The organism is Pantoea sp. EABMAA-21 (assembly GCF_030053335.1).
GTDB classification, from domain to species: Bacteria; Pseudomonadota; Gammaproteobacteria; order Enterobacterales; family Enterobacteriaceae; genus Pantoea; species Pantoea communis.
In genome coordinates, this window is sequence record NZ_JASGBX010000013.1 from 77,104 (window position 1) to 93,056 (window position 15,953).

General features: G+C 54.0%; 12 protein-coding genes. 6 read left to right on the plus strand and 6 right to left on the minus strand.

Translation table 11 applies throughout. The features are described from left to right. Nucleotides 1–129 precede the first annotated feature (129 nt). Nucleotides 130–870 carry a pyruvate formate lyase 1-activating protein gene (gene pflA / locus QMZ65_RS18390; RefSeq protein ID WP_097119329.1) on the plus strand — a complete coding sequence of 247 codons (741 nt, stop codon included), beginning with the start codon at nucleotides 130–132 and terminating at the stop codon, nucleotides 868–870. A 48-nt stretch (nucleotides 871–918) separates the two neighbouring features. Here the strand turns inward: pflA and QMZ65_RS18395 are convergent, their stop codons facing one another. Beyond that, nucleotides 919–2,070: an MFS transporter gene (locus tag QMZ65_RS18395; protein WP_058961785.1), complete on the minus strand. Its 1,152-nt coding sequence runs from the start codon at nucleotides 2,068–2,070 to the stop codon at nucleotides 919–921. Between QMZ65_RS18395 and QMZ65_RS18400 the strand changes: the two genes are divergently transcribed. After that, on the plus strand, nucleotides 2,018–2,245 hold the full coding sequence (locus QMZ65_RS18400) for a hypothetical protein (RefSeq protein ID WP_176505802.1): 228 nt from the start codon (nucleotides 2,018–2,020) through the stop codon (nucleotides 2,243–2,245). The two genes, QMZ65_RS18395 and QMZ65_RS18400, sit on opposite strands and share 53 nt — an antisense overlap. Nucleotides 2,246–2,382: 137 nt before the next feature. Here the strand turns inward: QMZ65_RS18400 and serS are convergent, their stop codons facing one another. The 5 genes from serS to lrp all read right to left on the minus strand — a co-directional run bounded on the left by serS (nucleotide 2,383) and on the right by lrp (nucleotide 9,994). Then, nucleotides 2,383–3,675 carry a serine--tRNA ligase gene (serS, locus tag QMZ65_RS18405; RefSeq protein ID WP_058961786.1) on the minus strand — a complete coding sequence of 431 codons (1,293 nt, stop codon included), beginning with the start codon at nucleotides 3,673–3,675 and terminating at the stop codon, nucleotides 2,383–2,385. A 96-nt stretch (nucleotides 3,676–3,771) separates the two neighbouring features. Then, nucleotides 3,772–5,118 carry a replication-associated recombination protein A gene (locus QMZ65_RS18410; RefSeq protein WP_283216477.1) on the minus strand — a complete coding sequence of 449 codons (1,347 nt, stop codon included), beginning with the start codon at nucleotides 5,116–5,118 and terminating at the stop codon, nucleotides 3,772–3,774. Between the two features lie 7 nt (nucleotides 5,119–5,125). Beyond that, entirely contained in the window at nucleotides 5,126–5,737 is a 612-nt protein-coding gene (gene lolA, locus QMZ65_RS18415) for an outer membrane lipoprotein periplasmic chaperone LolA (RefSeq protein WP_097119331.1), read from the minus strand. Between the two features lie 175 nt (nucleotides 5,738–5,912). Continuing rightward, nucleotides 5,913–9,380, minus strand: coding sequence for a DNA translocase FtsK 4TM domain-containing protein (locus QMZ65_RS18420; protein ID WP_097119332.1), 3,468 nt, complete (start codon nucleotides 9,378–9,380; stop codon nucleotides 5,913–5,915). Nucleotides 9,381–9,499: 119 nt separating this feature from the next. Then, nucleotides 9,500–9,994, minus strand: coding sequence for a leucine-responsive transcriptional regulator Lrp (lrp, locus tag QMZ65_RS18425; RefSeq protein WP_006118610.1), 495 nt, complete (start codon nucleotides 9,992–9,994; stop codon nucleotides 9,500–9,502). 520 nt (nucleotides 9,995–10,514) lie between these two features. Between lrp and trxB the strand changes: the two genes are divergently transcribed. The 4 genes from trxB to aat all read left to right on the plus strand — a co-directional run bounded on the left by trxB (nucleotide 10,515) and on the right by aat (nucleotide 15,852). Next, on the plus strand, nucleotides 10,515–11,480 hold the full coding sequence (gene trxB, locus QMZ65_RS18430) for a thioredoxin-disulfide reductase (RefSeq protein WP_045834092.1): 966 nt from the start codon (nucleotides 10,515–10,517) through the stop codon (nucleotides 11,478–11,480). A gap of 146 nt (nucleotides 11,481–11,626) precedes the next feature. Beyond that, complete coding sequence (gene cydD, locus QMZ65_RS18435) at nucleotides 11,627–13,396, plus strand: heme ABC transporter permease/ATP-binding protein CydD (RefSeq protein WP_283216478.1); 1,770 nt, start codon at nucleotides 11,627–11,629, stop codon at nucleotides 13,394–13,396. Continuing rightward, a complete protein-coding gene (cydC, locus tag QMZ65_RS18440) occupies nucleotides 13,396–15,126 on the plus strand; it encodes a heme ABC transporter ATP-binding protein/permease CydC (protein WP_283216479.1) in 1,731 nt (576 codons plus the stop codon). The genes cydD and cydC overlap by 1 nt, the downstream gene beginning before the upstream one ends. Before the next feature lie 33 nt (nucleotides 15,127–15,159). Continuing rightward, complete coding sequence (gene aat, locus QMZ65_RS18445) at nucleotides 15,160–15,852, plus strand: leucyl/phenylalanyl-tRNA--protein transferase (protein ID WP_034820657.1); 693 nt, start codon at nucleotides 15,160–15,162, stop codon at nucleotides 15,850–15,852. The last annotated feature ends 101 nt before the right edge of the window (nucleotides 15,853–15,953 follow it).

Consider the following 15,953-nt stretch of genomic DNA (forward strand, 5'->3'; position numbering starts at 1 on the left):
AGCCTTTTCTCCACAAGTCTGTTTTGCCAGTTTGCTTTCGCTGGCAGCCTGGCAAAATCGACTTTAATCCAAGAGCACAACACAGATTGTGCCGCCTGTTGTTAAGGCTAACCCGGAGAATACATCGCAATGTCAACCATCGGTCGTATCCACTCATTCGAATCCTGCGGCACCGTTGACGGTCCCGGCATCCGTTTTATCACCTTCTTTCAGGGCTGCCTGATGCGCTGCCTCTACTGCCATAATCGCGATACCTGGGACACGCATGGAGGTAAAGAAGTCACGGTGGATGACCTGATGAAAGATGCGTTGTCGTATCGCCACTTTATGAATGCCTCTGGCGGCGGTGTGACAGCATCTGGAGGGGAAGCGATCTTACAGGCCGAGTTTGTGCGCGATTGGTTCCGTGCCTGCAAGGCGGAGGGCATTCATACTTGTCTGGATACCAACGGCTTTGTACGTCGTTACGATCCAGTGATCGACGAACTGCTGGATGCCACCGATCTGGTGATGCTCGACCTAAAACAAATCAATGATGATGTGCACCAGATTCTGGTTGGCGTCTCTAATCATCGCACCCTCGATTTCGCGCGCTATCTGCAGAAGAAAGGCAAACGTACCTGGATTCGCTTTGTCGTGGTGCCTGGCTATTCCGATGATGATGACTCTGCCCATCGCCTCGGCGAATTTACGAAGGATATGGAGAACGTCGAGAAGATTGAGCTGCTACCCTACCATGAACTGGGCAAGCACAAATGGATTGCCATGGGTGAAGAGTACAAGCTGGATGGGGTAAAACCACCCAGTAAAGAGACCATGGAACGGGTCAAAAGTATTCTGACAGGATATGGTCACGAAGTGATGTACTGACAAAAAAGGGAGCTTAACGCTCCCTTTTTTCATTTGTTCATTCAGATATTATGCATGTGCAATTGGCGTGGCGTGCTGATCGGCCTTACGCAGCAGCATCACCAGATACACTAACGCGACGGCCGCAATCATCACAAACAGCAATCGGTCAGAGTAATTTTGCATCAGCATCGATGTCATACCCGGCCCGACCAGGCTGCCGATGGTGTAGCTAAACAGCAGCGCCTGATTCATCGCAACCAGTTCATGGTGCGCAACGGTTTCACATGCCCATGACATCGCCACTGGATAGAGCGTGAAGCCAGCCAGCCCCAGCACAAACAGCGCAGGCGCCATGGCAGTATCGCCCAACATGGCAATCGCCCCTAAAATGACCACAAACACCTGAACGCGCAACACCATCAGACGGCCAAAGCGGTCGGCAAGACGTCCCACTGGCCATTGACCGACGATGCCTGAACTCACCAGCAACGCCATCCAGTAACCGACGTTAGCATCACTCATTCCCCGATGGGACAGATATAGCGGCATCAGTCCATACAGTGAGCCCAATACAATACCGGAAATAATGCAGCCGTTAATGCCCAGACGTGAGCTGCGACGGCGCAACATGGTCCAGATGCGACCGGTAGAAGCCTCTTCAGTCGCGGAGCTGGCATTAACACGCAGGAAGACCACCGGCAGCACGGCACAGACGATCAGCGCGGTAACCCATGGGATCACCTGCAGGAGCTCAGTCGAAACGCGACTCACCAGCAACTGACCCGCTACCGTGCCGAGATAGTAGATGATCATATAGGCAGCCAACAGTTGACCGCGATTACGCACTGTACCGCTGCACAGCAACGCACTCTCCACCACCACCCAGATCAGCGCGCAACCAACACCCGCAACAAAACGCAGCGCAGTCCAGCTGTAGAAGCCTTCTAACAACACCATTCCCATGGTTGCGACGGCAAACAGGGCGCTGGCCAGATAGAAACAGCGATTAAAGCCATAGCGGTTGATTAACCAGCCCGCCAGCAATGTCCCCAGCAGATTCCCGGTGTAATAGGCTGAGCTGGCCATACCCACCTGCCATGTCGGCAGTTGATCGTGAGTAAGCCAAAGCGGTACCAGCGTATTAAGCACAGCAATAGACACCGTCATGAGCATTAAGCCGCAGAGCAGCAACACGACGGGGCGTGACCAGGTAGACATAGGGATTAAAAACCAAAGAAATGGAGATAATTGCGCGCAGTTTGCCATTCGCTATTTTAAAGTCAACGGGCAAAAAATCACCACAGCACAATTTGCTGCTGAACAATTTATTATTTTTATCTTCAGCAGCTTAGAGGAGATATATCATCACCATAACTCATCGCTATCTTCATGAATTTATGGATTTTAGTGTTTTGAGAGACTCTGCTGACGATGACGTTTATTTCTGATTAATTCTTACTAAAAAATAATCGCTCGCTCCTGAAAATAAAAAACCCGGCATTGCCGGGTTTGACTATCAGAAAGCTGGGGTTAACCAATGATTTCCAATCCGCCCATATAGGGACGCAGCACTTCTGGTACTTCGATACGGCCGTCAGCCTGCTGGTAGTTTTCCAGCACCGCCACCAATGTACGTCCAACTGCCAGGCCTGAACCGTTCAGCGTATGCACCAGGCGAGGCTTCTTGTCGGTTTTACTGCGGCAGCGAGCCTGCATGCGACGCGCCTGGAAATCCCACATGTTGGAACAAGAAGAGATCTCACGATAGGTATCCTGCGCCGGCAGCCACACTTCCAGATCGTAGGTTTTGGCGGAACCAAAGCCCATATCACCAGTACACAGCAGCACCTTACGGTACGGCAGGTTCAGCAACTGCAGGACTTTCTCAGCATGACCAACCAACTCTTCCAGTGCGTCCATTGAAGTCTCAGGCGCAACAATGTGCACCATCTCAACTTTGTCGAACTGGTGCATACGAATCAGACCACGCGTGTCGCGTCCGTAAGAACCTGCTTCAGAGCGGAAGCACGGCGTGTGCGCGGTGAGTTTGATCGGCAGATTTTCTTCTTCCACGATCTCATCACGCACCAGGTTGGTCAGCGGCACTTCCGCCGTCGGGATCAGTGCGTAGTTGCTGCTGCCCGCTTCTTCACCCAAAGGCTTGGTGTGGAACAAGTCTTCACCAAACTTAGGTAATTGGCCCGTACCAAACAGCGTCTCATGGTTGACCAGATACGGCACGTAGGTTTCCAGATAACCGTGCTGTTGAGTGTGCAGATCAATCATGAACTGGCTGAGCGCACGATGCAGGCGAGCGATCTGCCCCTGCATCACGATGAAACGTGAACCGGTCAGTTTCACTGCAGCGGCAAAATCCAGCCCTTTAACGGCTTCACCCAGCTCAACGTGGTCTTTTACCGGGAAATCGAACTGGCGCGGCTGGCCCCAGCGGCTGACTTCCTGATTCTCGCTATCGTCTTTACCCAGCGGCACTTCATCGACCGGCAGGTTAGGCAGCGAGAGGGCAAAATCGCGGATGGTGTTTTGCAGTGTATCCAGCTCAACCTTCGCCGCATCCAGGCGTTCGCCTAGCACGTTCACTTCCTGACGCAGTGGCTCGATGTCTTCCCCACGCGCTTTGGCCTGACCGATGGATTTGGATCGGGAGTTACGCTCTGCCTGCAGATTTTCAGTTTCTACCTGCAGTACTTTACGACGCTCTTCGAGCGAACGCAGCGTTTCCACATCCAGTTTGAATCCTCGGCGTGCCAGTTTTTCAGCGACTGCGTCTGGCTCATTACGCAGCAGATTGGGATCGAGCATGCTTATCCTGTGTAATTAAGGTTGGTTGAACGAATGAAGGGATGCATCCCACTGGAATGCATTGAAATACTTGCTCACCTTACCGTAAGGCGTTTATCAGCGGTAGCGTTTTATCGGGCTATTTTGATCCTGTTCAGCCAACCAGGCGAGTTTTTCGCCGATTTTCCCTTCAAGCCCCCGATTGGTGGGTTGATAGTAGCGCGTTTGCGCCATTTCAGGTGGGAAGAACACCTCTCCGGCAGCGTAAGCATTGGGTTCGTCATGTGCATAACGATACTCTTTGCCCAGCCCCATCTCTTTCATTAATTTGGTGGGCGCATTGCGCAGGTGCTCTGGCACATCATAATCCGGGAATTCTCGTGCGTCGCGCATGGCCGCCTTGAACGCCGTGTAAACCGCATTACTTTTGGGCGCGCAGGCCAGATAGACGATCGCCTGTGCGATGGCGCGCTCACCTTCTGCAGGCCCGACGCGAGTGAAACAGTCCCAAGCCGAAATAGCCACCTGCATACCGCGTGGATCGGCGTTGCCCACATCTTCCGAAGCGATCGCCAGTAAACGGCGTGCAACATACAGCGGATCACCCCCGGCCGTGATGATGCGGGCATACCAGTAGAGAGCGGCATCTGGCGCCGAACCGCGCACGGATTTATGCAGCGCCGAAATCAGATCGTAGAAACGATCGCCTTTATTATCAAAACGCGCCGCCCTTTCTCCCGAGACTTCATTCAGCAGCTGTGGCGTCAGCTCACGCTGACCTTGCGCGTTGCTCTCTGCCATATCCGCCATCATTTCCAGCGTATTCAGCGCACGACGTGCATCGCCGTAAACCAACTCAGCAATCATGCGCCGGGTGTTTTCTGGGAGCAGAATGTCGCTGTTACCGTAACCCCGCGCACTATCCTCCATCGCCTGGGTGAGCACCTGTTCAATATCTTCCGTGGTGAGCGATTTCAGCAGATAGACACGAGCACGCGATAGCAGTGCCGAGTTGAGTTCAAACGATGGATTCTCGGTGGTCGCACCGATAAAGGTAATGGTGCCATCTTCAATATGGGGCAGGAATGCATCCTGCTGGCTTTTATTAAAACGATGAACCTCATCCACAAACAGGATGGTACGGCGGCCCAGTTGACGATTCTGCCGCGCGCGCTCGATGGCTTCACGGATCTCTTTCACGCCGGATGTCACGGCAGAAATTCGCTCGACATCCGCCTTGCCATAGTGCGCAATGATCTCTGCCAGTGTTGTTTTCCCTGTTCCTGGCGGCCCCCACAAAATCATTGAGTGCAAATGCCCGGCTTCAATCGCGCGCGGCAGCGGTTTACCCGCCGCCAGCAGATGCTGTTGCCCGATATACTGCTGCAATGTGCCTGGCCGCATACGCGCGGCCAGCGGCTGGAACTCATTTGAAGAGGCGAAATCCAGGGACAGGTTACTCACCGCGACCTCACTGACGTTGATCGTCCACCGTTACCCCTTTTGGCGGTGTAAAGGTGAACTTATCTGGGCTAATCGCACCGTTTTTCTGGCTCTTCAGCTGATAATCACTGTGTTGACCATCTTGCTCAATCGCACTGAATTTGTTGATGGTGCCGGATGTAGAGACGTTGATGGTGAATTGCTTCAGGTTGCCATCGCTGCTTTTTGGCGTCAGTTCGAAATTATCACCCTGCTGCTTGATGTTGTACTGCTGCCAGTCGCTTGGCTGATTTCGGGCAATCAGCATGAATGGCGTATTGCTGGTGGCGTTCTGCAGCAGGCTAACGCTGGCTTGCTCGACGAACGGATTATAGAACCACAGGTTTTTACCGTCGGAGATAATCACGCTTTCGTCTGGCGCGGTCATATGCCAGTTGAATAAGCTTGGGCGTTTAACCCACAGCTCACCTTCACCATCCTGTACATTTGCACCGCTGCCATCTGTCACTTTCTGGCTAAAGCTGGCATGGAAGCTGTTCACTTTGTTCAGACGCTGCTGCAAATCGCTCGACGCATCCGCCAATACCGACGAAGAAACAAAACCGGCCAGCAGGCCGCAGGCAATAACGCGTAATTTCATCTGATTCGATTCCTTATTCATGGTTTCCCGACACTTACTGCATTAAACGTAGTTGCCGCTCTGTCTGTTCGACAGAAGAAAAAGCCGAAAGCTCCCAACGATATGGGGATCGTTCTGCAGATAAACAACGGGCCAGTGTTAACTGGCCCAGAAGTAAGTCATGGCGTGCGCTAGATTACATCTCATGCGGCGGCGGTGATAGCACCTCGCGGTTACCATTATGGCCCGGTTCAGAGACAATACCCTGCGCTTCCATCTGTTCAATGATGCGCGCTGCACGGTTGTAACCAATACGGAACTGACGCTGAACCCCGGAGATAGAGGCGCGACGTTTCTCGACCACAAATGAGACCGCCTGATCGAACAGCGGATCAAGCTCTTCATCACCATCAAGACCGCCCGCTGTGCTCTCGCTCTCTTCACCCGCGGTAATGCTGTCGATGTATTGCGGACGTCCACGTGCTTTCCAGTCCTGCACCACCGCATGCACTTCCTGATCGCGCACGAAGGCACCGTGGACACGCACCGGCATTGAGGAGTTAGGCGGCATGTACAGCATGTCACCCATCCCCAGCAGTGATTCCGCGCCGCCTTGATCAAGAATGGTACGTGAGTCAATTTTACTGGACACCGTAAAGGCGATACGCGTTGGGATGTTGGCTTTGATCAAGCCGGTAATCACATCCACCGACGGACGCTGGGTTGCCAGCACCAGGTGAATACCCGCCGCACGCGCTTTCTGTGCCAGGCGAGCAATCAACTCTTCAACTTTCTTGCCCACCGCCATCATCAGATCGGCGAATTCATCGACCAACACCACGATATACGGCAGTTTTTCCAGCACTGGCGGCGTAGTGTCCATGCTGTCACCCGGCTTCCAGAACGGGTCTGGAATTGGACGCCCCATGGCAGCAGCCTGCTCAATTTTCTCGTTGTAACCGGCAAGATTACGCACGCCCAGCGCAGACATCAGTTTATAGCGGCGTTCCATCTCACCCACACTCCAGCGCAGCGCGTTCGCTGCATCTTTCATGTCGGTGACCACCTCAGTCAGCAAATGCGGAATGCCTTCGTAGACGGAGAGCTCCAGCATTTTCGGGTCGATCATGATAAAGCGCACTTCTTCTGGTGTGGCTTTATACAGCATGCTGATGATCATGGTGTTCACACCAACCGACTTACCGGAACCGGTCGTACCGGCAACCAGCAGATGCGGCATCTTCGCCAGATCGGCCACCACCGGCTGGCCCGAAATGTCTTTACCCAGCACCACTGACAACGGTGACGGGTTATCACGGAACTTGTCGCAATCCAGCACTTCGCGCAGATACACGGTTTGGCGATGTTTGTTCGGTAATTCCAGGCCGACGTAAGGTTTGCCTGGAATCACTTCCACCACACGCACCGCGACGGCAGAGAGCGAACGGGCCAAATCGCGCGACAGGTTAGAGATACGCGCGGCTTTCACGCCAGGAGCAAGATCCAGCTCAAAGCGGGTGATAACCGGGCCAGGCGAGATGCCCACCACCTCAGCCTTCACACGATAATCGGCCAGACGCGCTTCAACCAGACGTGCTGTCTGCTCAAGCGCGAACATATCCACCGGTTCCTCTTCCGAAGGCGGAGAGGTCAGCAAATCAAGCGTCGGCAGCGGCGTAGAAGGCTTTTCCAGCGGACGTTCATGACGAACCAGGAACGGATGGAACAGGCTATCTTGCGCAGGTGCGACCGGTTGAGGCGCTTCTGCTGGCGCAGCATAGCTTTCGGTCTCGGGCGATGACCATGGGCTATTGTGCTCATTCAGCGATGGCATGGCTTCCGGCTGGGGTGCTGCAGGTTGTTGCCACTGCGCAGGTGCTTCAGATTGCGGTGCGGCAGGCTGCTGCCACTGCGCAGGCGCTTCAGGTTGCCGTGCGACAGGCTGCTGCCATTGCGCAGGCGCTTCCGGCTCAGGCGTGGCAGCGATGGTAAACAATGGCTCGCTTGGGCCGTCATCGACCAAATCTTTCATTGGCGAAAAATCAAAGGCTGATGAAGTATCAAGGTTAAATACTGGGCCTTCATTGGTTTTTGATTGCTGATAGCGTTGTTGCTGCTGAGCGGCAAACTGATTAGCCAACTGCGCCTGATGTAAAGCCTCTTCATCTTCTTCGACTTGATGCTGTCCGGTCTCTGCATAACGCTGCTGTTGCTGAGACGCAAACGCTTCACGCAGTTGGGCTTCCTGCAACGCGGCATCCTCTTCATGATCCTGTAACGGTTCATGATAGGTCGCGGTCATTTCAGGCAGTTGCTGTTCGGCTTCTTCTCGCGCTTTGTCTTCCGCCATACGCTGTGACGGCAACTTAATGCCGTAAGAAGCCAGTTCACGACGTGTTGGCAGTTTAACTTTGTTCGGACGCGGCAATTCAGGGCCAATACCCTGCTTCACCTGCGGGTTGTAATCGCGCTCCGGCACCACATCGAAAGCGGGTGTATACGCAGAAGCCGTTTTCGCTGCAGCTGCCCCCACTGCTGCGGCTGCCGCAGTGTTCAGAGAAGCAGATGATTGAGCGGCATCCTGCCAGTTCCCCATGCGTGGCCCTTCATCGTCATCAACGGGTGAAAACGCTGAAGGTGCAGGTTCGCCCGGAACTTCAAAGCGATACAGCGGCGGTGCTGGTTGAATAACCGGTTCAGGCGCAGGCGGTACCGCAACAGGTGCTTCTGCCGCTCGCACTTCCGGGGTATGAACAACAGGTGCCGCTTCGGCTGGTGCATTGAACACGGGGGAAGGCACAACTGGCGCCTGGTGTGCTGCTTCGGCGGTCACAGCAATGGCTGCAGCTGTCGCGGCACTGGCTTTGGCTAGCAGAGGATCATCCGGCAGCTGTTCGGCGATAGGCTCAGCCACCTTACGTGGCTTAGCCAGTAGAACGTCATCATCGTCATCATGCGATTGCGCAGCACGCAGTTGAGGCGCAGCATGTTCGGCATGCTCTTCCTCTTCTTCGTACTCATCTTCTTCCTGCCAGGGTTCGTCATGACGAGAGCGGTTGCTGGCGAAGGTCAGCACGCCCATCACCACGCTCCCGATTTTTTCGGCGATCGTCAGCCACGACCAGCCTGTGTACAGGGTTATGCCTGCCGCCCAGACGCAGATCAGCGTTAAAGTACCGCCGGCAGAACTAAACCAGGGTGCCATCGCATTACTGACGAGGCTGCCAATCACACCGCCCGAAGCAAAGTACCAGATGTCATCGACGTTCAGCGCGGCTAGACCACAAGTGGTCACCACCAGCGCCAGCACGCCAATCAGGCGTAAGCCCACCGCAAAGTAATCGATGTAATCCTGGCGATCGCGCTGACGGAATGTAATCCAGCACAAACCAATGATGACCGGAGGTATGGCATACGCCATCACGCCGAAAATGAATAAGAGCGTATCCGCCAGCCATGCGCCGACACTACCACCCAAATTATGGATCGGTTCATGCCAGGCGGTCTGAGACCAGCTGGGATCGGAAGGGTTGAAGCTAACCAGCGACACCATCAAATAGATGGCGAACAGGGCCACAAGGATGAGCAACGCTTCCAGCAGCCTGCGTCCACTGCTCAGCGGTTGTAACGAAACGTCTTTATCTTCTGTATATTCCTGGCTCAAGAGAACTCTCCAGGTGCCTGTAAATTAAGAAGGCAACAGCGCCGGGCAAGCCCGACGCTGGTCCTGTATGAATTCACAGGAGTGTACCGAATTCCTGCAAGTTTTGCACCTGCCCTGCATTACCGGGTTTTGATCACCAGACGATTGCTCTGTTTGACCTCTTCCATCACCACGTAAGTACGGGTGTCGTTAACGCCCGGCAGGCGCAGCAAGGTTTCACCCAAAAGCTTACGGTAGGCGGACATGTCCGGTACACGGGTTTTCAACAGGTAGTCAAAGTCACCGGAAACGAGGTGACACTCTTGAGTTTCCTCAAGTTTTTGCACAGCGGCGTTAAATTGTTCAAACACATCTGGCGCACCACGATTCAGAGTAATCTCAACAAATACCAGCAGTGAAGCATCCAGATAATGTGGGTTCAGTTGTGCGGTGTAACCCAAAATGAAGCCCTGACGTTCCAGGCGACGCACACGCTCAAGACACGGCGTAGGTGATAAGCCAACACGTTTTGAAAGCTCAACATTAGAAATACGACCGTCTTTTTGCAATTCATTCAGAATGTTTCTGTCGATACGATCCAGATCTTTTCCGGGGCGTTTCTTATTGTCTACCATTATTATTGTCTCTCTTAATTCCTTCCCTTTACCTGCCACACCCTGAAAACGCTCATTGTTCAGGGCCTTACTGAAGTGAAGACGATAAGTCTGTGCAGTAACGCTTCCATCCGTATGACGCATGTTGTCTGTCCACATCATGCGTCATTACCAATGTCAGACTGAGTTTATCCGGCAAAAACGTGCAAAACAGAAATGAAATTCTGTTTTGAACCGCTAAATATTCTCCGCTTCTGGTAATGTTTTCGCAAAACAGCAGGCGATTGTCAAAGTAAAACATCCAAATTCAGTACAAGATGCCAGATAGAGTTCTGGGTTGCTGTTTTTAAATGAGAATTTTTATGCTGCTGCACCAGAATTTGCCGAGCATTGCCCCCTTTTGGCGCAATCGACGTGCAGAATTTGCACTCATCGACTACGCCGCTTGCAGCGATTGTTATCAAAATTGCTGAAACCTTTTTTTGCTGCGCTAATTTCCCTACAATCAAAAACTATGTTGTCGCAAAAAACTGAGGAACGCATGAGTACGGCCAAACACAGTAAGCTGCTCATTTTAGGCTCCGGCCCTGCCGGATATACTGCGGCAGTCTATGCCGCCCGCGCTAACCTGAATCCGGTATTGATTACCGGGCTGGAAAAAGGCGGTCAGCTCACCACCACAACTGAAGTGGAGAATTGGCCAGGCGATCCGAACGATCTGACAGGCCCGGCGTTGATGGAACGTATGCAAGAGCATGCCGAGAAATTCAACACCGAAATTATTTTCGACCATATTCATACGGTAGATTTGCAGAATCGCCCGTTCCGTTTAACGGGGGACAGTGGCGAATACACCGCTGACGCGCTGATCATTGCTACTGGCGCCTCCGCACGTTATCTCGGCCTGCCCTCTGAAGAAGCGTTCAAAGGCAAAGGCGTTTCCGCCTGTGCGACCTGTGACGGTTTCTTTTATCGCAATCAAGAAGTCGCGGTGATTGGTGGCGGTAATACCGCGGTGGAAGAGGCCCTTTACCTGGCAAATATCGCGGCGAAAGTCCATTTGATTCACCGTCGTGATAGCTTCCGTGCGGAAAAAATCCTGATCGATCGTCTGATGGATAAAGTGCGCAACGGCAACATCGTACTGCACACTGATCGCACACTGGAAGAAGTGGTCGGCGATCAGATGGGTGTCACCGGTGTGAAACTGCTTTCCACCAAAGGTGAAGAGCCGGAAACGCTGGATGTTGCCGGGCTGTTTGTGGCGATTGGTCATAGCCCGAATACTGCCATTTTCGACGGCCAGCTGGCGCTGGAAAACGGCTATATCAAAGTGCAGTCCGGTCTGCAGGGCAATGCGACCCAGACCAGCATTCCTGGCGTGTTTGCGGCGGGTGACGTGATGGATCATATTTATCGCCAGGCGATCACCTCTGCCGGCACCGGCTGTATGGCGGCGCTGGATGCAGAACGCTATCTTGACGGGCTTGTTAAAACCGATCTGTAACTTGTTAATAAGCTGATCATAATTGCAAAGAGGCGACCTGTTTAGGTCGCCTTTTTTATTGCCTGCATGCTAAAGTTCATGCGCTTACTATTTCCGGATACTTTATCCGGTTTTGCCTCTCTCCATCAGTGATCAAACGGCTTCGCATGGAAAAATCACGGCAGCAACATCTTCTTCGCTGGCTCCGCCAGCAACGTCTTCATGGCGCACGAAGTTTACGTGCCGCATCGCTATTCGGTTTTGCCGGTGCACTGGTGATTATTGCTCAAGCCTGGTTGCTGGCCTCGCTGCTGCAGAATCTTATTGTCGCCCAACAACCGCGCGGTACCCTGCTGACTGATTTCATCCTGCTGCTGTTGTGCTTTGCTCTTCGCGCAGGTCTGCACTATGCACGAGAAATGGCGGGTTACCGTGCTGGCGTTGCCATCCGTCGCGCTCTGCGCAAGCAGGTACTGGATAAGCTGAATGATTTAGGTCCTGCCTGGGTTCAGGGCAAACCAGCGGGAAGCTGGGCAACGCTGCTGCTTGAGCAAATTGAAGAGATGCAAGAGTATTACGCGCGGTATCTGCCACAGATGTCACTGGCCGTTTTTATTCCCTTCGCCATCCTGATAGCCATCTTCCCGATTAACTGGGCGGCAGGATTGATCCTGCTCGCGACCGCACCGCTGATTCCGATTTTCATGGCGATGGTCGGCATGGGTGCCGCCGATGCAAACCGTCGCAACTTCCTCGCACTGGCGCGTCTGAGCGGCGATTTTTATGACCGCCTGCGCGGGCGTGAAACCTTGCGCCTGTTCTACAGGGCTGCCGCTGAACAGCAGGCGATTGCTGAAAGCACCACGGATTTTCGTCAGCGCACCATGGAAGTGCTGCGCCTTGCTTTTCTCTCTTCCGCAGTGCTGGAATTCTTTGCCTCACTGGCAATTGCCGTGGTCGCGGTCTATTTCGGCTTCTCCTATCTTGGCGAACTCAATTTTGGTCATTACGGCACTGGCGTGACCTTGTTTGCTGGATTCCTCGCGCTGATACTGGCGCCTGAGTTTTTCCAGCCGCTGCGCGATCTGGGTACTTTTTACCACGCTAAAGCGCAAGCTGTGGGGGGCGCCGATGCACTGGATCGTTTTCTTAACGAAAGTCCGGAAATCCCAGCTTCCGCCTCCAGCCTGTCAGTCGCTTTCGATACCCCTTTAAGCCTTGAAGCACAAGATTTGGTGGTGATGACAGCCAAAGGTGAAGCGTTATCACAGCCGCTGAATTTTACGCTTAAGGCGAATAAACGCGTGGCGCTGGTGGGTCAGAGTGGAGCAGGTAAATCAGCACTGATGAACGTGTTGCTCGGCTTTCTACCCTATCAAGGATCGCTGCGGGTCAATGGGCATGAACTGCGGAATATCAGCCGTGAGAACTGGCAGCAGCATCTGGCGTGGGTCGGTCAAAATCCCCATTTGCCCGCGACCACGTTGCGCGAAAACCTGTCTCTCAACAGCAGCATGGATGAAGCAACACTGCGCAGCGTTTTGCAACAGGCGGGCGTGGATGAGTTTCTCGCCCGTTTACCGCAAGGCCTCGACACATCCATTGGCGATGGTGGAATGGGCCTTTCTGTTGGCCAGGCACAACGCGTCGCCGTTGCGCGTGCACTGTTGAAACCGGCACAACTACTGCTGCTGGACGAGCCCGTTTCAGGTCTTGATAGCCAAAGTGAACAGCATGTGTTGCGCGCATTAAACCAGGCCGCCACACAGCAAACCACCCTCATGATCACCCACCAACTTCACGATCTTGCCAGTTGGGATGAAGTTTGGGTGATGCAATCCGGGAAACTGGTGCAGCAGGGGCAGTGGCAACAACTGATTGCTCAGGACGGGCCGTTGCGTGCCATGGTGCAGCATCGCCAACAGGAGATTGTCTGATGAATCCACTATTGCCGTTTCTGCGCCTGTTTCGTCGTCATCCCTGGCGTTTAGGTCTGGGCATCGTGTTAGCCATTGCGACTTTGCTCGCCAGTATCGGCTTGCTCACCCTATCTGGCTGGTTCCTTGCCGCCTCATCGCTGGCTGGCGTGGCTGGCCTTTACAGTTTCAACTATATGTTGCCCGCAGCAGGGGTGCGTGGCGCGGCCATCACTCGCACTGCGTCGCGTTACTTCGAACGCTTAGTCAGTCACGATGCCACTTTCAGGGTGTTGCAGCATTTGCGTGTGTTCACCTTTAGCAAACTGATCGCACTGGCCCCCGAACAACTGGCCTGTTTCAGACAGGGCGAACTGCTTAACCGCTTTGTCAGTGATGTCGATACGTTAGACCATCTCTATCTGCGCGTCATTTCACCGCTGGTCGGCGCGGCGGTAGTGATAGTGGTAGTCACTTGCGGTCTGGCGATATTGGATGTGCCACTGGCGCTGCTGTTGGGCGGGATGATGTTGCTGACGCTTTTGCTCATGCCGCCGCTGTTCTGGCGATTAGGCACCTCAGCCGGGCATCGCATCGCCCAGCACCAAGCCAGTTGGCGTTTGCAACTGACGCAATGGGTAACCGGACTGGCTGAATTGCAAATTTATGGTGCTGCGGCCTTATGGCGTCAAAAACTGGATGCGGAGGAAATGCGCTGGCAGCAGGCACAGCAGCGTCAGCATCGTCTGCAAGCGCTGGCACAAAGCCTGTTATTGTTAACTAGTGGATCAACCGTCGTCTTGCTGCTGTGGATCTCCGCAGCGGGCGTGGGCGGCGATAGCGCACCTGGCGCATTCATCGCACTTTTCGTGTTCTGCGGCCTGGCGGCATTTGAAGCGCTGGCACCGGTAGCAGGCGCCTTTTTGCCGCTTTCGCAGGTCACTGGTGCGGCGCAACGCGTACAGGAAATCATTGAGCAAGCGCCTCTGATTCGTTTTCCATCCTCGACCGTGCCCTCTGATTCGGGCATCAGCCTGACGCTGGAAAAAATCACTTTCAGCTATCCGCAGCGACCGGAACCGGTACTCAGGCACTTCTCGCTGACACTGCGAACCGGTGAGCATCTGGCACTGCTCGGCCCCACCGGCTGCGGCAAATCCAGTTTGCTGGCACTGATCACGCGTGGCTGGCAGGCGCAGCAGGGTGACATTCGACTGAATAATATTCCCCTAGCTGAGTGGGACGAAAAAAGTCTGCGTCAACGTATCAGCGTGGTCACGCAGCGCGTGCATCTGTTTAGTCAGACGTTACGCGATAATTTACTGCTGGCACACCCTGCCGCCAGTGATGAACAACTGAATGCAGCACTGCATCAGGTTGGACTCACCCATTTGGCGGAACATGATGAAGGGCTCAACGCATGGATGGGCGAAGGTGGCCGCCCGCTGTCGGGAGGCGAACTGCGCCGCCTGGCCATTGCACGCGCCCTGTTGCACAACGGCGATCTATGGTTGCTTGATGAGCCCACCGAAGGCCTGGACGCCACCACCGAACAGCAGATATTGACGCTGTTGCGCCAGGTCAGTCAGGGTAAGACGGTTATCATGGTGACCCATCGCCTCAGCGGCCTGGCAACAATGGATCGTATTTGCGTGATGGACCAGGGACAGATTATTGAGTCGGGCACGCATGACGAATTAATCTCAAAAGCAGGACGCTATTGGCGTTTCCACCAGCGCTTTGCGCTATAGTCTTAGCGAGCAGCCCGAAGGGTAATTGACGCAATGAGACTGGTACAACTTTCACGGGATTCATTAAATTTTCCTCCGCCGGAGATGGCGCTGCGCGAGCCGAATGGATTATTGGCGATGGGCGGCGACCTCTCCCCTGCCCGACTGATGAACGCCTATCAGCGCGGCATTTTCCCCTGGTTTTCGCCCGGCGATCCGATTCTATGGTGGTCGCCCGATCCGCGTGCCGTGATGCTTCCTGAATCTTTTCATCTCAGCCGCAGCATGGCGCGTTTTCATCGCCGTTCACCTTTTCGCGTTACCATGAATCATGCTTTCCCGCAGGTACTGGAAGGCTGTGCCAGCGGCAGACAAGAAGGCACCTGGATTACCTTTGAGGTGAAACGCGCCTGGCTGCGTTTGTACGAGCTGGGTCACGCGCATTCGATTGAAGTCTGGAGTGATAATCGGCTGGTAGGCGGCATGTATGGTCTGGCGCTTGGGCAGATTTTTTGTGGCGAGTCGATGTTTAGCCGCCAGGAAAATGCGTCAAAAACTGCGCTGTGGGTGTTCTCTCAGCATTTTCTCGCTCATCAGGGACGCTTGATTGATTGCCAGGTGCTTAACCCACATACGGCTTCGTTGGGCGCCGTTGAAATCCCGCGTGTCGATTATTTACAGTACGTGCAAACACTGGCGTGGCAGCCTGTTTTAAGCGGTTGCTGGCAAACACAAACCCTTTTTTGACCCTGCTCGCAGATGTTTTGCACACAATTCCCGACAAAAGTGATACAATAAGCGAGTTTGGTATGTCGTCCGCGCTTCGCTGTGGCGAGCCGGAATTGCCA